The sequence below is a fragment of the Micromonospora haikouensis genome (assembly GCF_900091595.1).
In the GTDB taxonomy this organism is placed as follows: Bacteria; Actinomycetota; Actinomycetes; order Mycobacteriales; family Micromonosporaceae; genus Micromonospora; species Micromonospora haikouensis.
Genome location: NZ_FMCW01000006.1, coordinates 15,059 through 37,123 on the forward strand (window position 1 = coordinate 15,059; position 22,065 = coordinate 37,123).

The 22,065-nt window shown below is 76.2% G+C and carries 22 protein-coding genes; 10 read left to right on the forward strand and 12 right to left on the reverse strand.

The annotated features are described in order from the left end of the window. Nucleotides 1-55: 55 nt before the first annotated feature. The gene (locus GA0070558_RS07605) at nucleotides 56-571 is read right to left on the reverse strand and encodes a DUF1990 domain-containing protein (RefSeq protein ID WP_091277232.1); all 516 of its coding nucleotides are present in this window, start codon (nucleotides 569-571) and stop codon (nucleotides 56-58) included. 71 nt (nucleotides 572-642) lie between these two features. Between GA0070558_RS07605 and GA0070558_RS07610 the strand changes: the two genes are divergently transcribed. Continuing rightward, nucleotides 643-1,131, forward strand: coding sequence for a GNAT family N-acetyltransferase (locus tag GA0070558_RS07610; RefSeq protein WP_091277234.1), 489 nt, complete (start codon nucleotides 643-645; stop codon nucleotides 1,129-1,131). A gap of 14 nt (nucleotides 1,132-1,145) precedes the next feature. Here GA0070558_RS07610 and GA0070558_RS07615 read toward each other — a convergent pair whose 3' ends face one another. Then, entirely contained in the window at nucleotides 1,146-1,358 is a 213-nt protein-coding gene (locus GA0070558_RS07615; protein ID WP_043962555.1) for a hypothetical protein, read from the reverse strand. A 147-nt stretch (nucleotides 1,359-1,505) separates the two neighbouring features. Here GA0070558_RS07615 and GA0070558_RS07620 point away from each other — a divergent pair, with 147 nt between their 5' ends. After that, entirely contained in the window at nucleotides 1,506-2,618 is a 1,113-nt protein-coding gene (locus GA0070558_RS07620; RefSeq protein WP_043962554.1) for an ATP-dependent DNA ligase, read from the forward strand. 69 nt (nucleotides 2,619-2,687) lie between these two features. After that, the gene (locus tag GA0070558_RS07625; protein ID WP_431894289.1) at nucleotides 2,688-4,250 is read left to right on the forward strand and encodes an alpha/beta hydrolase; all 1,563 of its coding nucleotides are present in this window, start codon (nucleotides 2,688-2,690) and stop codon (nucleotides 4,248-4,250) included. A gap of 45 nt (nucleotides 4,251-4,295) precedes the next feature. Here GA0070558_RS07625 and GA0070558_RS07630 read toward each other — a convergent pair whose 3' ends face one another. Further along, nucleotides 4,296-4,772, reverse strand: a complete 477-nt coding sequence (locus tag GA0070558_RS07630) for a potassium channel family protein (RefSeq protein ID WP_091277237.1) — start codon at nucleotides 4,770-4,772, stop codon at nucleotides 4,296-4,298. A gap of 74 nt (nucleotides 4,773-4,846) precedes the next feature. On the opposite strand from GA0070558_RS07630, the gene GA0070558_RS07635 reads away from it, so the two are divergent. Continuing rightward, nucleotides 4,847-5,299, forward strand: coding sequence for a GNAT family N-acetyltransferase (locus tag GA0070558_RS07635; protein WP_091277239.1), 453 nt, complete (start codon nucleotides 4,847-4,849; stop codon nucleotides 5,297-5,299). A gap of 11 nt (nucleotides 5,300-5,310) precedes the next feature. Here GA0070558_RS07635 and GA0070558_RS07640 read toward each other — a convergent pair whose 3' ends face one another. The 4 genes from GA0070558_RS07640 to GA0070558_RS07655 form a co-directional block, all read right to left on the reverse strand. Further along, the gene (locus GA0070558_RS07640; RefSeq protein ID WP_256091810.1) at nucleotides 5,311-6,069 is read right to left on the reverse strand and encodes an ABC transporter ATP-binding protein; all 759 of its coding nucleotides are present in this window, start codon (nucleotides 6,067-6,069) and stop codon (nucleotides 5,311-5,313) included. Beyond that, complete coding sequence (locus GA0070558_RS07645; protein WP_077936825.1) at nucleotides 6,066-7,058, reverse strand: ABC transporter ATP-binding protein; 993 nt, start codon at nucleotides 7,056-7,058, stop codon at nucleotides 6,066-6,068. The genes GA0070558_RS07640 and GA0070558_RS07645 overlap by 4 nt, the downstream gene beginning before the upstream one ends. A 148-nt stretch (nucleotides 7,059-7,206) precedes the next feature. Then, nucleotides 7,207-10,020 carry an FtsX-like permease family protein gene (locus tag GA0070558_RS07650; protein ID WP_091277241.1) on the reverse strand — a complete coding sequence of 938 codons (2,814 nt, stop codon included), beginning with the start codon at nucleotides 10,018-10,020 and terminating at the stop codon, nucleotides 7,207-7,209. Continuing rightward, nucleotides 10,017-13,208 (reverse strand): FtsX-like permease family protein, encoded by a 3,192-nt coding sequence (locus GA0070558_RS07655; protein ID WP_091277244.1) that lies wholly within the window; start codon nucleotides 13,206-13,208, stop codon nucleotides 10,017-10,019. Before GA0070558_RS07655 ends, GA0070558_RS07650 begins: the two co-directional genes overlap by 4 nt. A gap of 164 nt (nucleotides 13,209-13,372) precedes the next feature. Here GA0070558_RS07655 and GA0070558_RS07660 point away from each other — a divergent pair, with 164 nt between their 5' ends. Continuing rightward, nucleotides 13,373-13,669 carry a hypothetical protein gene (locus tag GA0070558_RS07660; protein WP_077936822.1) on the forward strand — a complete coding sequence of 99 codons (297 nt, stop codon included), beginning with the start codon at nucleotides 13,373-13,375 and terminating at the stop codon, nucleotides 13,667-13,669. Nucleotides 13,670-13,696: 27 nt separating this feature from the next. On the opposite strand, the gene ligD is transcribed toward GA0070558_RS07660, so the two are convergent. Further along, complete coding sequence (gene ligD, locus GA0070558_RS07665) at nucleotides 13,697-14,725, reverse strand: non-homologous end-joining DNA ligase (RefSeq protein WP_091277246.1); 1,029 nt, start codon at nucleotides 14,723-14,725, stop codon at nucleotides 13,697-13,699. Nucleotides 14,726-14,772: 47 nt separating this feature from the next. Between ligD and msrB the strand changes: the two genes are divergently transcribed. Then, complete coding sequence (msrB, locus tag GA0070558_RS07670; protein ID WP_077936820.1) at nucleotides 14,773-15,183, forward strand: peptide-methionine (R)-S-oxide reductase MsrB; 411 nt, start codon at nucleotides 14,773-14,775, stop codon at nucleotides 15,181-15,183. Between the two features lie 39 nt (nucleotides 15,184-15,222). On the opposite strand, the gene GA0070558_RS07675 is transcribed toward msrB, so the two are convergent. Next, nucleotides 15,223-15,498 carry an isoamylase early set domain-containing protein gene (locus GA0070558_RS07675; RefSeq protein ID WP_077936819.1) on the reverse strand — a complete coding sequence of 92 codons (276 nt, stop codon included), beginning with the start codon at nucleotides 15,496-15,498 and terminating at the stop codon, nucleotides 15,223-15,225. A 161-nt stretch (nucleotides 15,499-15,659) separates the two neighbouring features. On the opposite strand from GA0070558_RS07675, the gene GA0070558_RS07680 reads away from it, so the two are divergent. The 3 genes from GA0070558_RS07680 to GA0070558_RS07695 all read left to right on the forward strand — a co-directional run bounded on the left by GA0070558_RS07680 (nucleotide 15,660) and on the right by GA0070558_RS07695 (nucleotide 17,852). Beyond that, nucleotides 15,660-15,920, forward strand: a complete 261-nt coding sequence (locus tag GA0070558_RS07680) for a metallothionein (protein WP_043962543.1) — start codon at nucleotides 15,660-15,662, stop codon at nucleotides 15,918-15,920. Nucleotides 15,921-16,035: 115 nt separating this feature from the next. Continuing rightward, nucleotides 16,036-16,626: a GNAT family N-acetyltransferase gene (locus tag GA0070558_RS34945; RefSeq protein ID WP_369523371.1), complete on the forward strand. Its 591-nt coding sequence runs from the start codon at nucleotides 16,036-16,038 to the stop codon at nucleotides 16,624-16,626. A 200-nt stretch (nucleotides 16,627-16,826) separates the two neighbouring features. Continuing rightward, complete coding sequence (locus tag GA0070558_RS07695; RefSeq protein ID WP_439709577.1) at nucleotides 16,827-17,852, forward strand: lytic polysaccharide monooxygenase auxiliary activity family 9 protein; 1,026 nt, start codon at nucleotides 16,827-16,829, stop codon at nucleotides 17,850-17,852. A gap of 103 nt (nucleotides 17,853-17,955) precedes the next feature. Here the strand turns inward: GA0070558_RS07695 and hemQ are convergent, their stop codons facing one another. The 3 genes from hemQ to hemE are packed head-to-tail and all read right to left on the reverse strand — an operon-like array spanning nucleotide 17,956 to nucleotide 21,175. Then, a complete protein-coding gene (hemQ, locus tag GA0070558_RS07700) occupies nucleotides 17,956-18,657 on the reverse strand; it encodes a hydrogen peroxide-dependent heme synthase (RefSeq protein ID WP_091277251.1) in 702 nt (233 codons plus the stop codon). Next, entirely contained in the window at nucleotides 18,654-20,069 is a 1,416-nt protein-coding gene (hemG, locus tag GA0070558_RS07705) for a protoporphyrinogen oxidase (RefSeq protein WP_091277252.1), read from the reverse strand. The genes hemQ and hemG overlap by 4 nt, the downstream gene beginning before the upstream one ends. Before the next feature lie 14 nt (nucleotides 20,070-20,083). Then, nucleotides 20,084-21,175 carry a uroporphyrinogen decarboxylase gene (hemE, locus tag GA0070558_RS07710; RefSeq protein WP_091277253.1) on the reverse strand — a complete coding sequence of 364 codons (1,092 nt, stop codon included), beginning with the start codon at nucleotides 21,173-21,175 and terminating at the stop codon, nucleotides 20,084-20,086. Nucleotides 21,176-21,381: 206 nt separating this feature from the next. Here hemE and GA0070558_RS07715 point away from each other — a divergent pair, with 206 nt between their 5' ends. After that, nucleotides 21,382-21,954 (forward strand): DUF3000 domain-containing protein, encoded by a 573-nt coding sequence (locus tag GA0070558_RS07715; RefSeq protein WP_091277255.1) that lies wholly within the window; start codon nucleotides 21,382-21,384, stop codon nucleotides 21,952-21,954. Nucleotides 21,955-22,065: the final 111 nt, after the last annotated feature.

The following is a 22,065-nucleotide window of genomic DNA, read 5'->3' on the forward strand; positions in this document are numbered from 1 at the left end:
CGGCGGGACGGTCAGGCGGTCGCGGCGGGGCCGGGCGCACAGGCGGGCGGGGCGGTCAGGCGGGCTGGGCGGGGCGGGCGCACAGGCGGCGCAGGGTGCGGCCCAGCCACCAGGCGTACCCCCGTTGGAAGGCCCGGCCGGCGGGCCCCGCGGCGCGCATGAACCAGCGGTCCGGCCGGCTGAACGCGCGCACCTCGAACCAGACGGCGCCGGAGTCGTCGCGCTCCACCACGAACGCCTCCTCGCCCCGCGCCGGGTGGCCGGGCAGCGTGCCGTACCCGAAGCCGGCCCGGCGCTCGTCGTCGGCCGCCCAGACCACCTGGCACGGCGCGGCCAGCCGCAGCGGGCCGACGCCCAGCCGGGAGACGACGGTGACCCCGGGTGCGGCGCGGGGCGCGGTCGCGTCGATCCGGATGCCGGCGGCCCGGTGCAGCCGCCAGCCCAGCACCGCCGCGCCGGCCGCGTCGAAGGACCCGGCGGGCAGCGGCACCCGGTGCCGGACGTGCCGCCACCCGGCCGGCAGCTCACCGGCGCGGGTCGCGCCGGGGTGCGGGTAGGTCAGCTCGGGCACGGCGGCGGCCTCCTCGCGTGGGACACCCGCCAGGGTACGGCCGCCCGGGCCGGCTGTGGTGAGCTGGCCCGGTGACCGATCACCTGACCATCGCCCCGGCCGGCTTCGCGGACGCCGGGGAGATCCTGACCGTGCAGCGGGCCGCCTACGTCACCGAGGCCCAGCACTACGGCGACCCGTTCCTGCCGCCGCTGGCGGAGACGCTCGACGAGGTCCTGGCCGTGCTGGCCGGTCCCGCCACGGTCCTGGTCGCCCGCGCGGGGCACCGCCTGGTCGGGTCGGTCCGGGCCCTGGTCGACGACGCCGGCACCGCCCACGTGGGGCGGCTCGCGGTGGCCCCCGACCAGCAGGGCCGGGGCGTCGGCACCCGGCTGCTGGCCGAGGTGGAGGCGGCCTGCGCCGGCCGGGCGTCCCGGTTCGCCCTGTTCACCGGGGCGGCCAGCGAGCGGAACCTGCGGCTGTACCGCCGGCACGGCTACGAGATCGTCGGGCACCGCCCGGACGCCAACGGCATCGCCCTCGCCGTGCTGGAGAAGCGGTCGGCCGGCGGCGACGCCTGAGCCGGGGTCGCCGGTCAGGCGGCCTCGCGGAGGTCGGCCAGGGTCAGCGGGGTACGGCGGCGCAGCAGCTCCTCCAGCTCGGCGACCGTGCCCACCTCGCCGAGCACGTCCTTGCCGCCGCCGAAGCGGGCCGGGTAGCGGCGCACCAGGCGGTACCGGTAGCGCCCGTGGATCAGCTCGACGCTGACCCGCCAGCGCCCGCAGCACCCGCAGACCCACTCCCGCACCCGCTCCCGCACCCGGCGAAGGTAGCTCCGAGCCGGCCGAACGCCATCCGGTCGCGCGGGCGGGGACGGGACGCGCGGGGACACGCCGTCCCCTCACCGCCGGTGATCCGCCTCACGACTGTCGGTGGCGTCTGGTTGACTGTCGCCGTGGACCTGCCGATCAACCCGCCGGTCGAACCGATGCTGGCCAAGGCCGTCTCGCGGCTGCCCACCGACCCCGGCACGACGTACGAGCCGAAGTGGGACGGTTTCCGTTGCATCGTCTTCCGCGACGGCGACGAGGTGGAGCTGGCCAGCCGGGGCGGCAAGACGATGACGCGTTACTTCCCCGAGGTGGTCGAGCAGGCGCTGCGGCAGCTCCCCGAGCGCTGCGCCGTCGACGGCGAGCTGATCGTGATCCGCCGGGACGGCCCGGACGGGCAGCCCCGGCTCGACTTCGAGCTGCTCGCCCAGCGCATCCACCCCGCCGCGTCGCGGGTGAAGCTGCTGGCCGAGACGACCCCGGCCGACTTCGTCGCCTTCGACCTGCTCGCCATCGACGACGAGCTGCTGACCGCCCAGCCCTACCCGCAGCGCCGGGCCCGGCTGGAGCGGGCCCTGGCCGGGGTGCGCCCGCCGGTGCACGTCACCCAGGTCACCACCGATCCCGAGACGGCCCGCCGCTGGTTCGACGTGTTCGAGGGCGCCGGGCTCGACGGGCTGATCGCCAAGCCGGCCGACCTGCCCTACGAGCCGGGCAAGCGGCTGATGGCCAAGGTCAAGCACGCCCGCACCGCCGACGTGGTGGTCGCCGGGTTCCGCTGGCACAAGACCGGCCCGGTGGTCGGCTCGCTGCTGCTCGGCCTCTACGACGACGACGGCGTGCTGCACCACATCGGGGTCAGCTCCTCGTTCACCGCCGCCCGCCGCAGGGAGCTGCTGGACGAGCTGGCCCCCTACCGGGAGGTCGGCCCCGACCACCCGTGGGTGCACGGCGACCACGAGCGCGGCCAGCGCATCCCCGGCGGGGTGAGCCGGTGGACGGGCACGAAGAACCTGGAGTGGGAGCCGCTGCGCCCGGAGCTGGTGGCCGAGGTGGGCTACGACGCGATGGAGGGCGACCGGCTGCGGCACACCGCCCGGTTCGTCCGCTGGCGGCCCGACCGGGACCCCCGGTCCTGCGGCTACGACCAGCTCGACCGCCCGATCCGCTACGACGTCGACCAGGTCCTGCGCGGCGATCCGGCGGCGACGGCCGAGCCCACGCCGGGGCGGGCGTAGCCTGAGGCGTCGACACGACCGGTCGACACGAGCACGAGAGGCGCGCCGGTGACCCGTACACCCGACCGGATCCGCCGGGCCCGGCTGACCCTCGCCGGGCTCGTCGCCGCGGCCGTGGTCGCCGCCGGCTGCACGCTGCCCGCGTTCGCTCCGCGCACCGAGGGCGCGGGCGAGGCCGCCCCGCCGGGCACCGCCCCGACCTGGCGGGCCTGCCCCGAGGTGGCCGACGAGCTGGTCGGCCGGCGCGCGCCCGACATGCGCTACGAGTGCGCCCGCATCGCCGTGCCGCGCAACTGGGGCTCCGGCGGCGGCGCGACGGCCGGACCGGGCACCGGGGAGACCTTCGAGATCGCCCTGCTGCGGGCCCGCTCGACGAAGCAACGCGACCGGATCGGCTCCCTGGTGATCAACCCGGGCGGCCCGGGCGGCTCCGGCGTGGACACCGCCGTCTACCTCTCCTTCGGCCCGACGTTCGGCGGCCTGCCCCCGTCGGTCACCGAACGCTTCGACATCGTCGGCTTCGACCCGCGCGGGGTGGCCCGGTCCAGCCCCGTGAAGTGCATCTCCGACGCCGACCTCGACGCCAGCTTCGGCTACGACCCCGACCCGCGGTCCGCGGCGTCCTTCGACGGTTTCGTGGCGCTCAACGAGCGGATCGGGCGCGGCTGCGGCGACAAGTACGGCGACCAGCTCCCGCTCTACGGCACCGAGCAGGCCGCCCGCGACATGGACGCGGTGCGCGCGGCGGTCGGCGACGAGAAGCTGACCTACCTCGGCTACTCCTACGGCACCCTGCTCGGCGCGACGTACGCCCAGCTCTACCCGCAGCGGGTGCGGGCCCTGGTGCTCGACGGCGCGGTCGACCCGACGCAGGACCTGGTGGCCGGCTCGGAAGGCCAGGCGAAGGGCTTCGAGCGGGCGTTCGACAACTTCACCCGGTGGTGCGCGGCCAACGCCGGGCGCTGCCCGCTCGCCCCGGACGCCCGGGCGGCGGTGACCTCGGCGATCGACAAGGCGAAGGTCTCCCCCGTGAAGGCGGCCGACGGCCGGGAGGCCACCTCCGGCTGGGTCTTCTACGCGGTCATCTCCTCGCTCTACACGGAGTCGGGCTGGCAGGAGCTGGCCCACGCCATCGAGCGGCTGGACGGCGGCGACCCGGGCGAGGTGTTCCGGCTGGCCGACGCGTACGCCGGCCGCGACGCCGACGGGAAATACTCGAACCTCTTCGACGCCAACCTCGCGGTCAACTGCACCGACGAGACCGCGAAGCCCAGCGTGCAGCGCATCCGCGAGCTCCAGTCGCAGTGGCGGCAGACCTACCCGCTGTTCGGGCCGGCCCTGGCCGTCGGCATGCTCGGCTGCGCCGAGTGGCCCGGCGCGCGGGACCCGTACCCGACGGGGAAGGCGGTCGGCGCGCCGCCGATCGTGGTGGTGGGCACCACCGGCGACCCGGCGACCCCTTACGAGCAGACGGCGACGCTGGCCTCGATGCTGGGCGTGGGCCGCGTGCTGACCTGGGAGGGCGAGGGGCACACGGCGTACCCGCAGACGAGCTGCGTGACCGACGCGGTGGACGCGTACCTGATCTCGCTGACGGTGCCCCGGGAGGGGCTGCGCTGCCCGGCCCGGTGACGACGCACCGGGTCGACCGCCGGCGGGCCCGCGCGGCGGGACGGCTCACCTGCGGGATCTGCGGGCGCGGCGGGTGGCCGGCGGCGGGGGCAGCGGCGGCTCCGGCGGCAGGGTGATCCCCTGTCGGGCCGCCAGCTCCTCCACCAGGGCCCGCATCCGCCGCACGTCGGCCTTCAGCTCCTCCTGCTCGTCGTGCTCGAAGGCGTCGTCGTCCACGATCAACTGGCTGGCGAAGTGCGCGGTGATCAGCGGGATGACCAGCAGCACCATGGTCGAGATGAGCAGCGCCGCCAGGGCCCGGCCCGCCCCCGTGGTCGGGGAGATGTCGCCGTAGCCGACGGTGGAGGCCGTGACCACCGCCCACCAGACCGAGTCGGTGGCGCTCTTGTGCTCCACGTGGCTGTAGATCACCCCGGCCACCACGATCATCAGCAGGTACGACGTGATCAGCGTCCGGGGCGAGTTGGCGAACCACACCAGGCCCCGGTAGACCCAGCGGAACGGCTGCAGCAGGACGTCCATGCCGCATCATGCTGCCCGGTCCCGGCAACCCGCGGCCGGGACATCGCCGGCTGTCGTTGTGTCAGGCTGACGCCATGCGCACAGTGATCTTCCGGGAGGCGGTCCGGGCCGACCTGCCGGCCATCCTCGCCCTGCTCGCCGACGACGTGCTGGGGCGGGCCCGCGACGTCGGCGAGGTGGACGACGCGTACGAGCGGGCCTTCGCGGACATCTCCGCCGACCCGCGCAACCATCTCGTGGTGGCCGACGACGGCGGGGTGGTCGTGGGCTGCCTGCAGATCACCTACATCCCCGGGCTCGGCCGGCACGGCGCCCAGCGGTCCCTCATCGAGGCGGTGCGGGTGCGCTCCGACCGTCGGGGGCAGGGGCTGGGCGGGGAGATGATCCGCTGGGCGATCGACCAGGCGAGGCAGCGCGGCTGCGCCCTGGTGCAGCTCACCACGGACAAGTCCCGCACCGACGCCCACCGCTTCTATGTGGCCCTGGGCTTCCAGTCCACCCACGAGGGCATGAAACTCCCCCTCTGATCCCCATCCCGTCAGGGGGCGGGGACCAGATGGCCGTCGCGGAGGGTGAGGGTGCGGTCGGCCAGGTCGATGAGGGCCGGGTCGTGGGTGGCGACGAGGGCGGTCATGCCGCGCGCGTGCACCACCGCGCGGAGCAGGTCCATGATGGACCGGCCCGTCTCCGAGTCGAGCTGGCCGGTGGGCTCGTCGGCGATCAGCAGGTCCGGCTCGTTGGCCAGGGCCCGGGCCAACGCCACCCGCTGCTGCTGACCGCCGGACAGCTCGTACGGCCGCTGCGCGGCGTGCCCGCCCAGCCCCACCAGCTCCAGCAGCACCGCCACCCGTTCCTCCCGCTCGGCGGCGGGCACCTTCGCCAGCCGCAGCGGCACCCCGACGTTCTCGGCGGCGGAGAGGATCGGGATCAGCCCGAAGGTCTGGAAGACGAACCCGACGGTCCCCCGGCGCAGCCGCAGCAGCTCCCGCTCGCCGGCCGCCCCGAGGTCGTGCCCGGCCACCCGCACCTGGCCGGAGTCGGGCCGGTCCAGGCCGCCGACCAGGTTCAGCAGGGTGGTCTTGCCGGCGCCCGACCGGCCCCGGACGGCGACCAGCTCCCCCCGTCCGGCGACGAACGAGACGTCCCGGACGGCGTGCACCGCGCGCTCGCCCCGGCCGAAGGTGCGACTCACCCGGTCCACCCGCACCACCTCGTCCACCGTCGCGGTGTGTCCGGGGGCGGCGGCCACCCCGGCGGCCGTGCCGACGGGGGGACCGGACTGCTGCTGCTCGCTCATGCGTCACTCCGTTCGGCGTCGGCCCGGCCGCCCGGCCGCACCTCGACGTGGTCGGGTTCCAGGGTGAGCCGGACCCGGTCGCGCAGGGCCAGGGCGTCGACGAACGACTCCGGCAGTTGCATCCGGCCGGCGCGGTCCAGCACGGCGTACTCCTCGCTGACCAGTTCCGTGCTGCCGTCCGCGCCGATCCGCGCGGTCCGGCGTACCTCGGAGGCGGTCCGGCCGTCGCGGATGGCGACGGTCCGGCGGACCTGGGTGGCCACGGCGTGGTCGTGGGTGACCACCACGACCGTCACCCCCAGTTCCGCGTTGATCTGCCGCAGCGCGGCGAAGACCTCCGCGCCGGTGGCCTCGTCCAGCTCGCCGGTCGGCTCGTCGGCGAAGAGCACCTCGGGGTCGTTGGCCACGGCCACCGCGACCGCGCAGCGCTGCTGCTCCCCGCCGCTGAGCTGCGCCGGCCGCCGGTCGGCGCAGTGGCCCACGCCGACCAGGTCGAGCAGCTCGCGGGCCCGCTCGCGGCGGGCCCGCCGGGAGCGCCGCCCGGCCAGCCGCATCGGCAGCTCGACGTTCTCCAGCGCGGTCAGGTACGGCAGCAGGTTGCGGCCGGTCTGCTGCCAGACGAACCCGGCCATCCGCCGGCGGTAGCTCAACCGGCGGCGGGCGGACATGGCGAGCAGGTCGTACTCGGCGACCCGGGCGATGCCGGCCGTCGGGGTGTCCAGCCCCGAGAGGATGTTCAGCAGGGTGGACTTGCCCGAGCCGGACGCGCCCACGATCGCGACCAGCTCCCCCCGGTCGATGACCAGGTCGAGCCCCTGCAACGCGACCACCTCGACCCCGTCGGTCTTGAAGATCCGCACCAGGCCGTCGCAGACGATGTGCCCGCGCAGCCGGTCGTGCCCGCCGGCCCGCTCGGCCGCCCGCTGCGCGGCCCGCCGTTGCAGGGTGGCCAGGTCCGGCGCGGCGGGCGCCGTCACAGTGGCTGTCATCTCAGCATCCCTCTCCACGCATCGTCAGCATTCCTCGCCGCATCTCCACGGACCCCCAGCTCCCTGCGCCGTGTCTCCACGGACCCCCAGCTCCCTGCGCCGCGTCTCCACGGACCCCCAGCTCCCTGCGCCGCGTCTTCCCGCACGGTCAGCTCCCCTCGCCGAGCCGGAGCACCTCGCCGAGGCGCATGCGGCGGTTGTTCACCGTCTCCACGGTCACCGCGAGGGCCAGCGCCACCGCGCCGGCCGCCAGGACGGCCCCGACCAGCCCGGGCGAGAACGCGACCCGGACCGGCTCGCCGCCGGTGAACGCGGCCAGCCCGAGCGCCGGGGTGAGCAGCAGGGGCAGCAGCGCCCCCGTGAGCGCGCCGGTGAGCAGCGCGGCGGCGACCAGGGGCGTCAGCTCCACCAGCAGCAGCCCCCGCCACTGCCGGCGGGACAGGCCGAGGGTGCGCAGCCGGGACAGCACCTGCGCCCGCGTCCGCGCACCGGCCAGCACCGCGAAGGCGACCGCCAGCAGACCGAACGCGGCACCCCCGGCCGCGCCCGCGGCGAACCCGAAGACGAGCAGGCCGTTCGCGCCGCCGCCGCCGAGCTGCTGGCGGGCGCCCCGCCAGGTGGTCACCTCGGCGCCGCGCGGGCGCTCCCCCGCCGCGAAGCTGCCGCCGGTCTGGTAGCGGCGCTGGCCCTCGTCGCCCGCCCGCCGCAGCGCCTCGACGTCGAACCCGTCGCCGGAGACCAGGAACGCCGTCGGCACCGGGCCGGACACGCCCGAACCGGGGGCGCCCGGCCCGGACGACACCGGACCAGGCGTGCCCAGGCCGGCCGACACCGGCTCGGGCAGCGCCTGCCAGGGCAGCACCACGAACCGGTCGACGTCGGGCGGGACCAGCGGGAAGCCCTCGGCCGTGGCGGCCACCCGGAACGGCTGGGCGTACCCCTGCAGGGTCACCAGGGCCGTCCCGTCGAGGCCCGCGCGGGCCAGCTCGGCGGCGAGCCCCGGGGAGACGAGCGCGGGCGCCGGCCCCGGCGACCGGCCCGCCCGCAGCACCGGCGGCACCGACACGTCCACTCCGGCGTCGCGCGCCGTCTCGGCCAGGCCCGGCCCGTCGACCAGCAGCACGGTGACGGCGGCGAGACCCGCGTCGACGCCCCGGGCGTCGGCGACGCGCAGCGCGCCCTCCCGCAGCACCGGGGTGCTGCGCCGCACGCCGGGCAACCGTTGCAGGGCCGTACCCGTGTCCGGGGCGAGCCGTTCCCCGTCGACCAGCGCCGACGCCGGCACGGCCGTGGTGGCCGTCCGGTCCCGGCCGGCCTCGATGCCGCCCGCCACGACCCCGCAGAACGCGGCCGTGGCGACCGCGACCACGACGACCACCACCGGCCCGGTGGCGGCCGACCGGCTCGCCCCGGCCACCCCGAGGAACGTCACGCTGCCGCGCATGCGGGCCGCGACGCGGCCCAGCAGCCGCAGCGGCCAGGGGTAGAGCCGCAGCACGAGCACCGCGGCGGCGACGGCCAGCAGCACCGGCACCGAGACCAGCAGCGGATCGACCGAGCCGGGGCTGAGGCCCCGGCGGCGGATCAGGAAGGTGGCCAGCACGGCGAGGGCGACGACGAGGAGTTCGAGGGTCAGCCGGCGGCCACCGGCGCGGCGGCCGGACAGGTCGCGTCGGCCGCCCGGCAGGGCCGAGGAGCCCAGCGTCGCCAGGGGCAGGGCCAGGGTGGCCAGCGCCGCCGCGACGAGGACCAGCCAGTCGGTCCCCGCCGTCCCCGCCGTGGAGCCGGGCAGCAGCCGGCCGAGCAGCCAGCCGAGCGCCGCGGCCGGCGGCACCACCAGTGCCGACTCGGCGAGGCTGCGCCGCGCCCCGCTGGTCGGTGCGCCGCCCCGGGCCACCAGCAGGGCGAACTCGGCCTCCCGGCGGCGAGCCGCCAGCCGGGCCGCGAGCACGATCAGCCCCGCCACGGTGGCGAACATCCCGGCGGCGATCACCGCGAGCAGCGTCCGGGCCGCGGAGACCGCGTCGAGGAACTGCCGCAACGGGACGTCCACGGCCTGGGTGACGCTCAGCCCGGCCGGGGGCGTGCGCTCCAGCCGCCGCACGCCGTCGATGACGGCACCCAGGTCGGCCACGCCCAGGTCGCCGAGGCGGTAGCGCCAGGAGAACCGGACCGGCACGCCGGTCGCGATCGCCGCGTCCAGGCCCGCGTCGCTGGTCAGCGCCACCATCTCGTACGGCTCCTCGTCGCCGGCCGGCTCGGTCACCCGCAGCGCCGACGGCAGGGTGTTCCAGATGCCGTCGGCGCTGCGCGCCGGCTCGAAGACGCCCACCACGAGCAGCGGCACCGGCTCGGCGCCGGCACCGCTGAACCGCAGCCGACTGCCCGCGCGGAGGTTCAGCTTGCGGGCCGTGTCGTCGGCCAGCGCGACCTCGACGGGCTGCCCCGCGCCCACCGCCTCCGCCGGCCAGCGTCCCTCGGTCAGGGTGGCCGCCCCGGTGACGCCGGGTGCCGCGCGGAGCCGGGTGACGACGAGATAGTTCTTCGCCGCGAGGTCGGGGCCGGTCAGCCGACCGAAGGCGGTCTCCGCGAGGAACCACCGGCTCTGCACCGCCTCCCGGACGGCCCCGGGCAGGCCCGCCTGGAGCGTGTCGAGTTCCCGGCCCCGGGTCGCGGTGACCGGCGCGACGACCCCGCCCCCACCGGCCGGCAGCTCGGCGGCGGTGAGGGTGAGGTCCCGCTCGGCGGCCGGCCGCTCGGCGACGTGTTCCCGCAGCCCCTGCTCGGCGAGCCGGTCGGCGGTACGCGGAACGCCGGTCACCAGCAGCGCGGCCACCAGCGCCAGCACCCCCAGCAGGACGAACTGCCCGGCGAACGCCCGCACCCGGCGAACGACCCCCGCCAGCGCGGCCACGCCGCCGGACACCGCCGGCCGAGGCCCCTCGGTCCCACCCCTGGTCATCGCTCTCCGCCGATCCGTAGTTGGGCCGCCGCGACGCGTTGACGGACGCCGGAGGCGATCGCCGTGCTGAACGCGAGCGCCGCGAGCAGCAGGCCGAGGGCGGTGCCGGCGACGGGCAGCCAGGGCAGCGCGAAGGCCGCCTCCGGCACCGGCCGGTCCGCCGACCGGGTGAGCACCACCAGCGGGGCCATGGTGGCGCCCACCCCGGCACCGACCAGCAACCCGACGCCGACGCCGATGCCGGCCAGGAAGGTCTGCTCGGTGAGCAGGGCGCGGGCGAGCAGCCGCACCGGGGCGCCCAGGGTGTGCAGGACCGCGAGCTCGCCGATCCGTCGGCGCGCGGTGGCCCAGACGTCCACGCCCAGCCCGACCAGGGCGAGCAGGACGGAACCCGCCGCCGCCGCGAGCAGCCCCGTGCGCGTGCCGAGCCAGTACGGGTCGCGGCCGGCCTCCACCGCCGCCGCCCGCCGGTCCAGCACGGTCACCCCCGGCAGGTCGGCCGCCGCCCGCGCCGCCTCCGCGGACCCGCCGGTCCCGGTGCGGATCCACCACTCCGAGACCGGCCGGACGGTGCCCGTGGCCCGCAGCAGCCAGTCCGTGGCCGCCGGCAGGTCCAGCAGCATGCCGCCGGCCGCCCCACCGCTGGCCGGCACCGCGTCGACCTCCCCGACCACCTCGACGGTGAGCGTCACCCCGGAGAGGACGACGTCCATCGTGTCGCCCCGGCCCACGCTCAGCGCCCGGGCCACCTGCGGCGTGATCAGCGCCGGGACCGGTGCGCCCGCGCCGGCCGGCACCACCGCGAAGCGGCTGGTCGGCTGCGTCGCGAACCGGCCGCCCGCGACGCGCGCCACCTTCCGGCCGGCGCGCAGCACGCCGTCGGCGAACCGGGCCGGCTCCGCGCTCTCCGGGTCGTCCAGCCGGGGCACCCAGTCGCCGGCCAGCGGCACCGGGCTGGTCGCGCCGCCCGCGTCCACCGTGCGCAGCCCGGTCACCTCCAGCCCGTAGCCGGAGCCGATCGCCGGCCCGGCGTCGACGTCGAATCCGGCCAGCCGGTAGGCCCGGCCGCCGTTGTCCGGCAGGTCCACGGCCACCGGCACGGGCCGTCCGTCGCTGCCCGCGCTGGCCAGGGGCAGCTTCCACGCGCCGCCGTCGGCGGTGGTGAGCAGGGCGGACACCCGCACCGGGTGCGGCCTGGCGGCATCGGTCACCGGGGTGGCGACCGTGCCGGCGAGCCGGCGGGCGGCGGCGGGCAGCTCGACGCCGAGGGGGGCGGCCCGGCCGCGCACCTGCCGGTCGAAGAGCGCCCGGGGCGGCTCGCCGGCGAGCCGCTCGTCGAGCCGGACCACGTCGGGCGCCGCCGCCGCGTCGAGGCTCAGCACGCTCACCGGCAGGTCCTCGCGGCCCACCCGGATGTCGTCGCGCCAGGCCGGCACCGCCCGGTCCACGCCGGGCACGGCGGCGAGGCGGCCGGCCCGCTCGGCCGGCGCGGCCCCGGACCGCTCGACCAGCCGCAGGTCGGCCCCGACGGTGAAGTCCGCCTGGTCGAGGTGCGACCGTTCCCCCGTGGTCACCAACGACCAGGCCAGGGTGCTGCCGCCCACGGCGAGCGCGAGCAGCAGCACCGGGCCGGCGTGCGGCCGGCGGCCCGCCTGCCACATGCCCAGCGTCGCGGCCAGCCACGGCCGGCGGTCGACGAACCGTTCGGCGAGCCGGGCCGCCGGCGGCAGCAGGCGCAGCGCGACGACGGCACCGGCGAGCACCCCCAGCGTGGGCGCCGCCACCAGCAACGGGTCGACGCCGAGCCGGCCGTCGGCGCCGGCCAGCGGCGACGAGTACCGCCGCAGCTGCGTCCAGGCCAGCAGGGCCAGGCCGACCAGGGCCAGGTCGACGCCGATCCGCTGGGCCGCCGCGCCCCGGCCCGGCCGGGACCGGGCCGCCAGGTCGGCGACGTACGTGCCGGCGCGGCGCAGCGCCGGCAGCGCCATGGCCACCAGGCAGCCGGCCGCCGCGGCGGAGGCGACCGCCCAGGTGAGGGTCGTGCCGCCGCGGGCGGTCAGCTCCGACCAGCCCTGGTCGCGGCCGATCCGACGCAGGGCCTCGGCGGCGAGCGGGGGGCCGAGCAGCGCGGCCGGCAGGACCACCAGGGCGGCCTCCCGCACGGCCAGCCCGGCGATCTGCCTCCTCGCCGCGCCCCGGGCGCGCAGCAGCGCCGTCTGCCCCCGACGGTCCTCGTTGAGCAGGGCCGCCACCAGGACCAGCGCGTACCCGCCGAGGACGAGGACGAGCAGCAGCGGGGTGAGCAGCGACGACCGGCCCACCAGGTCGGCGCGGGTCAGCCGGTCGATCAGCCGGTCCATGGTGGTGACGGTCTGGGCGGAGGAGCCGAGGCCGGTCGCCCCGGGCAGGTCGGCGACCTCCGTGGCGACGGCGCGGCGCACGGCGTCCAGCCGGCTCGGCCCGACCGCCGCCAGGTCGGGCTCGACCAGCCAGGCCGCCGAGGTGGTGCCGGGGAACGTCCGGTCGAAGTCGGCGGGGTCGAGCAGGAACGGCCCGTACGACGTCTCGGAGCCGGCCGCGACGGCGCCCGGCGCGAGTCGCCAGTACGACCCGGTGGGGTCCCGGGGCCGGAACAGGCCGACCACCTCGACCTCGCCGGCGCGCTCGGTGGCCCGGTCGCGCAGCGGCACCCGCTCGCCGACGGCGAGGCCGAGCACCGCGGCGACCCGCTCCGGCAGGAGCACCTGCGTCGGCACGGCCCCGCCCGTGGGCTGCCGCCCCGCCACCAGCTCGGCGTGCCCGGCCAGGTCCTCCAGGGTGGTCAGCTCGGCGAACACCGGGTCGTCGCCGGCCCGCGCGGCGCCGAGGTCACCGGTCAGCTCCCGCCCGGTGCCGTAGCGGGCCCCTCGCACCGCCACCGCCGCCCCGCCGAGCCCGGCGGCGAAGCGGTCGCGGACCGCCCGGTCCCGGGCGGCGAAGGCGGCCCGGTCGGGGCCGCCCGAGCCGCTGACCAGCAGGCTGCGTTCCTGGGCGGGCGACGCGGCGAGCACCGCCCGCGCTCCCGCGTCGACGGCCCGCCGGCTGTAGTCGGCCAGCCCGGTGACGAGGGCGACCGCCACCAGGGCCGCCACCAACGCGGCCGACAACAGCCCCCGGGCGGCCCACGCCCGCCTCCACACCAGCACCATCGCGCCGCCTCCCCGGGCCCCCCGCGGAGCCGACGGACACAGAGACCCACTGCGGGTACGGAAAGGTTCGCGCCCGTTATCCGACCGTTATGGCCCGGCGCTCACCGGCCGCCCGGTCCTGCCCCGGGGGGCGGGCCTGGCGGCGGCCTGCTTGGATGGCTGGCATGGAGATCGCCCTCATCGTGCTGACGATCGGCGTCGTGCTGCTGCTGGGCGGCCAGCTCGCCGGCCCCCGGCGGGACCGGGTCACGGAGGCCCGGCTGGCCGAGATCGATCGCCGCCTCCAGCTCGTGATGGACCACCTCGGGGTGGTCGACCGGCGGCCGGAGCCGCCCGGGGTCCGCGAGTATCTGGCCCGGGGCCAGAAGATCCAGGCGATCAAGGCGTACCGGGAGGCGACGGGCGCGGACCTGCGCACGGCGAAGGAGGCCGTCGAGGCGATGATGGGCCCGATCAGCTGATTCCGCGTACGTCAGCTCTGCCCGCGGTCAGCGGGGCCGGTCGCGGTCCTTCGACGGCTGGACCCGCTTGGGCTCGCCGGGCATCTTCGGGTGGTCCGGCGGGTACGGCAGGTCGCCCTGCCCCGCCGCCGCGTCCCGGTCGGCCCACTCCAGCAGCGGGGTGATGTCCCACGCCGCGTCGTCGATGCCGGCGTGCGGGTCGCCCCGCTGCGCCAACCGGGCCGGGACGCTGCCCAGGTGCAGGTCGTCGGGGTCGACGTCGGGCAGCTCGTCCCAGGTGACCGGGGTGGACACGGTGGCCCGGGCGTTGGCCCGCAGCGAGTACGCGCAGGCGATCGTGCGGTCCCGGGCCATCTGGTTGTAGTCGACGAAGACCCGCTCGCCCCGCTCCTCCTTCCACCAGGCGGTGGTGACCAGGTCGGGGCGGCGGCGCTCCAGCTCCCGGGCCAGCGCGATGGTGGCCCGGCGCACCTCGGTGAACGTCCACCGGGGCGCGATGCGCAGGTAGACGTGCACGCCCCGGCCCCCGGACGTCTTCGGCCAGCCGGTCGCGCCCAGCTCGTCGAGCAGGGCCCGCAGCTCGGTGGCGGCGGCGACCGCGTCGGCGAAGTCGGTGCCGGGCTGCGGGTCGAGGTCGACGCGCAGCTCGTCGGGGTGGTCGACGTGGCCGGCACGCACCGGCCAGGGGTGGAACACGACGGTGCCCATCTGGGCCGCCCACGCCACGTGGGCGAGGTCGGCCGGGCACAGCTCGTCGGCCGTCCGGCCACTGGGGAAGGTGATCCGGGCGGTGGTCAGCCACGGCGGCACGCCCCGGGCCGGCACCCGCTTCTGGAAGAACGCCTCCCCGCCGATGCCGTCGGGAAAGCGTTGCAGCGTGGTCGGGCGGTCCCGCAGGGCGCGCATGATGCCGTCGCCGACCGCCAGGTAGTAGCCGAAGACGTCCGCCTTGGTGAAGCCCCGCTCCGGGAAGATCACCCGGTCCGGGCTGCTCAGCCGTATGGTGTGCCCGGCCACCTCGACCTCGGCGGCCGGGGCCTTCGCGGTGCCTGCCATCTGGCGACCATATGCCACGGCACCGACAGCCGACGTACCGTTGCGGGGTGAGTCTTGACGAGAACGAACTGCCCCGCACCGAGGACGAGTGGCGGGTCCGGCTCAGCCCGGAGGAGTTCCGGGTGCTGCGTGAGGCGGGCACCGAGCGCCCGTGGACCGGCGAGTACGTGGACACCAAGACCCCCGGCGTCTACCGCTGCCGCGCCTGCGGGGCGCAGCTCTATCCCAGCGACACCAAGTTCGACTCGCACTGCGGCTGGCCCAGCTTCGACGACGCGATCCCGGGCGCGGTGAAGGAGATCGAGGACGACAGCCACGGCATGCGGCGTACGGAGATCCGCTGCGCCCGCTGCGACAGCCACCTCGGGCACGTCTTCCGGGGCGAGGGCTTCACCCCGAAGGACACCCGGCACTGCGTCAATTCGATCTCGATCCGGCTGGAGCCGGCCCAGGGCTGACGGGCGGCGGTCCGGTTCCGCCCGACGGCGCGCGCCACGTCAGACGAGCAGCACGCTGCCCTGCTCGTCGACCCCGTCGGCCGACTCGTCGTCGAGCCAGATCCCGCCGGTGGCGAGATAGCGGAACCGGTACGCCCCGGGCCGGAGCCGGACGGTCACCGTACGGGTGCCGTCGCGCCGGGCGACCAGTTCGTGGCGGCCCGGCTCCCAGTCGTTGAAGGAGCCGACCACGCTCACCGGGCCGGCCGGCGCCTCGCGGGGCAGGCAGAAGGTGACCCGGGTCTGGTTGCCGAAGAGCCTGCTGCGCTTGATCACGTCGTCCTCCGGGGGTCGAGGCTTTCACCAGGCACAACGCTGGACACGCCGACCCCGACACGCCGCCTGGGCGGCCCGGTTTCGGTCGTTTCGGCCGCCCGGTTCGGGCCGTTGTCGCACGCTGGGGGGACATCTGTCCTTTCGGCTACGGGGGTTCGGCGATGGCGACGTGCGAGGTCTGCGGCAACGACTACTGGATGGCGTTCGAGGTGCGCACGGTCAGCGGCGACGTGCACACCTTCGACTGCTTCGAGTGCGCGGCGCACCGGCTGGCCCCGATCTGCGAACACTGCCAGGTCAAGATCGTGGGCCACGGGGTCGAGGTGTCGGGGCGCTTCTTCTGCTGCGGCCACTGCGCCCGGCAGGAGGAGGGCGACCGGGGCGCGGAGATCCGCGACGCCGTCGGTGCCCGCCCCCGCTGAATCGCAAGGAAGGGCCCCTTATTAACACGGGTGTTAATAAGGGGCCCTTGCTCTACAGAATGCGTTAACAAGGGGCCCTTCCTTGCGCCGAGGGCGGGCGGCCTAGCATCGGCGGGTGTCGCCGCAGACGGTCGAGGCCCGGATCGCCTCCTTCACCCAGCTGGACGCCCGCACCCTCCACGACCTGCTCCGACTGCGCGTCGACGTGTTCGTGGTGGAGCAGCGGTGCCCGTACCCGGAGCTCGACGGCCGGGACGTCGAGCCGGGCACCCGGCACGTGTGGCTGACCCGTGCCGCTGACGGTGGCGGGCGGACCGAGGGCGACGTCGACAGTGCAGCCGGGGGCGACGCCGAGAACGAGGGCGACGGCACAGGAGACGGGAACGACGGCGGGGCCGACAGCTACGGCGGCGTCGTGGCGTACCTGCGGATCCTGGCCGACCCCGGCGGCCTGGCGCGGATCGGGCGGGTCGTGGTGGCGCCGGGGGCCCGGGGCGGCGGCCACGCCGGGCGGCTGATGACCGAGGCGCTGGCCGCGGTGGGCGACCGGCCGTGCGTGCTGGAGGCGCAGTCCCACCTGGTCGGCTTCTACGCCCGGCACGGCTTCGCCGTCAGCGGGCCGGAGTACGTCGAGGACGGCATCCCGCACACCCCGATGCGCCGGCGCCCCGCCCGCCCCGACGCCCCGGAGGGCGCCGCAAATTGACACATCCCTATGGGTGTGGGAATCTCGCAGCAGAGCCGCCACGGGAGCAACTCGAACCGGCACGGGAGGGGCAACTCCCGAGATCCGGGCGTCGTCACAGTCGACCCCTCAACCCGGAGGCTCCATTGTCCACCCTCGCGCGTCGGCGTTCCACGCCGCGCCTGGCAGCCTGGCTGCTCGCCGTCGGCACCGCCGCCGCCATGCTGCTCACCACCGCCCTGGCGAACCCCGCGTCCGCCCACGGCTCCGTCGTCGACCCGGCATCCCGCAACTACGGCTGCTGGCAGCGCTGGGGCGCCGACCACATGAACCCCGCCATGGCCACCCAGGACCCGATGTGCTGGCAGGCCTTCCAGGCCGACCCGCAGGCCATGTGGAACTGGATGGGCCTGTTCCGGGAGGGCGTCGCCGGCAACCACCAGGCCGCCATCCCCGACGGCCAGCTGTGCAGCGCCGGCCACACCCAGAGCGGCCAGTACAACTCGCTGGACACGATCGGCGCGTGGAAGACCACCTCGATCTCCAACAGCTTCCGCATCCAGCTCAACGACCAGGCCAGTCACGGCGCGGACTACATCCGGGTGTACGTGACCAAGCAGGGCTTCGACGCGCTGAACAAGCCGCTGGGCTGGAGCGACCTGGAACTGGCCGGCCAGATCGGCAACACGCCGGCGTCCCAGTGGAAGAAGGAGGCGTCGGGCGTGTCGATCCAGGTGCCGGCCAACGCGCCGGGGCGCACCGGGCGGCACATCGTCTACACGATCTGGCAGGCCAGCCACCTCGACCAGTCGTACTACCTGTGCAGCGACGTGGACTTCGGCGGGGGCGGCCCGACCACCCCGCCCACCACGACCCCGCCCACCACGCCGCCGCCGACCACCCCTCCCCCCACCACGCCGCCGCCGACGACCCCGCCGGCGACCGGGGGCTGCACGGCGACCTACCGGCCCGTCTCCTCCTGGAACGGCGGGTTCCAGGCCGAGATCGACGTGATCGCCGGCTCGTCGGCGATCAAGGGCTGGACGGTGACCTGGACCTGGGCCAACGGCCAGCAGGTCAGCTCCTACTGGAGCTCGACGGTGACCACCAGCGGGTCCACGGTGACCGCGCGCAACGTGGCCTACAACGGGTCGCTGGCCGCCGGGGGGAAGACCTCGTTCGGGTTCGTCGCCTCCTCGTCCGGCACCAACACCGCGCCGACCCCGACCTGCACGCCGACCGTCTGACGGCCGGCGGCACGACGCCCGCCCGACGCGGCGGCGCGTGTCAAGAAGGGCCCCCTGTACAACGTTCTGCGTTAACAGGGGGCCCTTCCTTGCGCCTAGCCCCTCACGGGAGGCAGGTGACGATGTCGGCGATCGCGCGGCGGCGGCCCGTGTAGAACGGGACCTCCTCCCGGACGTGCCGGCGCGCACCCGAGGCCCGCAGGTCACGCATCAGGTCCACGATGCGGTGCAGCTCGTCGGCCTCGAAGGCGAGCATCCACTCGTAGTCGCCGAGGGCGAACGAGGCCACCGTGTTGGCCCGCACGTCCGGGTACCCCCGGGCCATCTTCCCGTGCTCGGCCAGCAGCTCCCGCCGCTCGGCGTCGGGCAGCAGGTACCACTCGTAGGAGCGGACGAACGGGTAGACGCACAGGTACGCCCGCGCCTGTTCGCCGGCCAGGAACGCCGGGATGTGGCTCTTGTTGAACTCCGCCGGCCGGTGCAGCGCCAGCTGCGACCACACCGGGGTCAGCGCCCGGCCCAGGGTGGTGCGGCGGAACCGCAGGTACGCGTCCTGGAGCGCGTCGCTGGTCGCGGCGTGCCACCAGATCATCAGGTCGGCGTCGGCGCGCAGCCCGGCGACGTCGTACGTGCCGCGCACCGTCACGTCCTTGCCGGCCAGCTCCGCGAAGAGCGCCTCGACCTCGCCGGTGACGTTCTCCCGCAGCGACGGCAGCGGGCTCGTCGCCCGGTACACCGACCACATCGTGTAGCGGATGCTCTCGTTGAGCTCCCGCAGCCGCGCCGCGTTGGTCTGCTCGGTCATGCCGATCCTCCCAGTGCCGTGATGATCTCCTCGGCCGCCGTCTCGCCGGAGCGGACGCAGACCGGGATGCCGACGCCGTCGTAGCCGGCGCCGGCCAGGGCCAGCGTGGGGTGCGCGCCGCGCAGCGCCGCCCGCACGGCGGCCACCCGGTCCAGGTGCCCCGGGGTGTACTGCGGCAGCGCCCCGCCCCACCGCTGCACGTGGCTGGCCATCGGGGCGGGCAGCGGCGTGCCGAGCACCTTCGACAGCTCCCGGTGCACCGCCTCCACCAGGTCATCGTCGGTGACCTGGAGGGACGCCTCCTCGCCGTAGCGGCCCACGGAGGCACGCACCAGCGCCAGCCCGTCCGGCCGGGCCAGGTGCCCCCACTTGGTGGTGAAGAACGTCGACGCCTTGACCAGCAGCCCCTCGGTGGCCGGCACCAGGAACCCGGACAGCGCCGGCAGCTCCGGGCGGGGCAGCGCGAGGGTGACCAGCGCGACGCTGGCGTAGTCCAGGGCGCCGACGGTCGCGACGGCCTCGGGGGCCAGGTCGGCGACGCCGGCCAGCAGGCGGGCCGCCGGGCGCGCCGGGACGGCGAGGAGCACCGCGTCCGCGTCGACCAGCTCCGGGTCGCGGGTGGGGCCGACGGTCAGCCGCCAGCCGGTCGCCGTCCGGGTCAGCTCCCGCACGGCCGCGTCGCGGCGGATCGTCGCCCCGCCGGCCGCCGCGGCGGCCTCGACGAGCCGGCTCAGCCCGCCGGCCAGGGTGCCGAAGACCGGTTCGCCGGGGGCGCGCGGAGCGGCGGCCTGCGCCACCCGGACCGCGCCGACGAGGGTGTGCGCCACCCGGGCCGCGCGGGCCAGCGCCGGCATCGTGGTGGCCAGGGACAGGTCGTCGGCCCGGCCGGCGTAGACGCCGCCGAGCATCGGGTCCACCAGCCGGTCGGCCACCGCGTCGCCGAACCGGGCCCGCACCAGCGCCCCGACGGAGACGTCCGCGCCGGGGGCCAGCAGCGGCCGGCCCTCGTCGCGGTCGGCGTCCGCAGCGGGCTCGGCCACCGCCGCCACCTTCGCCAGATCCCCGGGTACGCCCACCAGCGTCCCGCCCGGGATCGGGCGCAGCCCCCCGTCGACGGCCAGGGCGGCCTGCCCGACGCTCGGGTGCACGATGTCGCCGGCCAGGCCGAGCCGGCGGATCAAAGTCACGGCGGCGGACTCGCCGCCGGCCGGGTCCCGCATCAGGAACGACTCCGCGCCGAACTCCACCGGACCGCCGGCCAGCTCGCCCGTGCGCAGCTTCCCGCCGAGCACGCCGGACTGCTCGTACACGGTGACCTCGGTGCCGGCCGGGGCCCGGTCGGCCAGCCGGACGGCGGCGGCCAGCCCGGTGACCCCGCCCCCGACGATCGCCACCCGCCACGGCTGCCGCACGGTCGCCCCCTCTGCTACTCGCCCGGGCGCGCGGACACCTCGTGCACCAGCGCGACCACCCGGGTCAGCACATCCGGATCGGTCTCCGGCAGGACGCCGTGACCGAGGTTGAACACGTGGCCGGGGGTCGCCCGCCCCTCGGCGAGAATGCGCCGCACCTCCGCCTCGACCACCGGCCACGGGGCGAACAGCACGCACGGGTCGAGGTTGCCCTGCACGGCCTTGTCCGCGCCGATCCGGCGGGACGCGACGTCCAGCGGCGTACGCCAGTCGACGCCGACCACGTCCGCGCCGGCCTCGGCCATGGCGGGCAGCAGCTCGGCGGTGCCCACCCCGAAGTGGATCCGGGGCACCCCCGCGTCGGCCAGCCCGGCCAGCACCTTCGTCGAGTGCGGCAGCACATAGCGCCGGTAGTCGGCCTCGGACAGCGCCCCGGCCCACGAGTCGAACAGCTGCACCGCCGACACCCCGGCCTCGACCTGCACCCGCAGGAACGCCAGCGTCACCTCGGCCAGCCGGGCGCACAGGGCGTGCCACAGCTCCGGCTCGCCGTACATCAGGGCCTTGGTCTTCGCGTGGGTCCGCGACGGCCCGCCCTCGACCAGGTAGCTGGCCAGCGTGAACGGGGCGCCGGCAAAGCCGATCAGCGGGGTGTCGCCCAGCTCGGCGACGAGCAGCCGCACCGCCTCGTCGACGTAGGAGACGTCGGCGCGGGTGATGGGCCGGATCCGCTCGACGTCGGCGAGGGTGCGCACCGGCTCGGCGACCACCGGCCCGGTGCCCGCGACGATGTCCAGCTCCACCCCGGCGGCGGCCACCGGCACCACGATGTCGCTGAACAGGATCGCCGCGTCGACCCCGTGCCGGCGTACCGGCTGGAGGGTGATCTCGGCGACCAGCTCGGGGCGGCGGCAGGACTCCAGCATCCCCACGTTCTTGCGGATCTCGCGGTATTCGGGGAGGGAGCGGCCGGCCTGGCGCATGAACCAGACCGGGGTGTGCGGGCCGGGCTCGCGTCGGCAGGCCCGGACGAACGGCGACCCGCCCGTCCCGGTGCGGCGGGGTTCTCCGTCTCGGGCGGCGGTGCCCGTCGTCTCGGTGCTCATCGCGGCTATCGTGCCACGCCCCCGGACCCCCTCCCCCACCCCCGCCGCCTTTTGTGACGTGTAAGGAAGGGCCCCCTGTTAACGCATCCGGTAGAGAAGGGTGCCCCTCTCACCATCCACCGTCCGCGGCACCCGCGAGGGCCGCCGCCGCAGGCCGTCGGCGTGCCGTTCCGTCGGCCGGGCGGCGGGCGGCATAGGCTGCCGGCATGGCCCCCCCGATCGCGCTCCCGGAGACCTTTGCCCGCGCGGTCGCCGGGCTGCGGTCGGCCGCGCCCCGATCGGAGATCGTCCTGGAGGAGGTCGGCGCGCCGCAACGCCTCGCGCCGTACGCCTTCGCGCTCTCCGCGACGGTGCTGCGCGACGACGACGAGGTGGCCACGGGGCGGCTGATCCTGTTGCACGACCCCGCCGGGCACGAGGCGTGGCAGGGCACCCTGCGGCTGGTCACCTACGTCACGGCGGAGCTGGAGATCGACCTCGCCGCCGACCCGCTGCTGCCCGGGGTGGGCTGGACCTGGCTGACCGACGCGCTGGACGCGCAGGACGCCCCGCATCGGGCCATCGGGGGCACGATCACCCAGACCATGTCGACCCGGTTCGGCGACCTCGCCGGGCCGCCGGCCGCCGGCGACATCGAGATCCGGGCCTCGTGGACCCCGCTCGGCGAGGACCTGACCCCGCACCTGATGGCCTGGTGCACCCTGCTCGCCTCGACGGCGGGCCTCCCCCCGCCCGGGGTGACCGCCCTGCCGGAGCGCCGCCCGGCCGGCGCCGCCTGACCCACCGCACGACACCCACCGCACGACGCGCGCCTCAGATCTTGGAAGATTTCGGCCCCTGGAGGGGCCGTTCGCTCCAAGATCCCCAGGTGCCGGGCCCGGCGCAGCCCC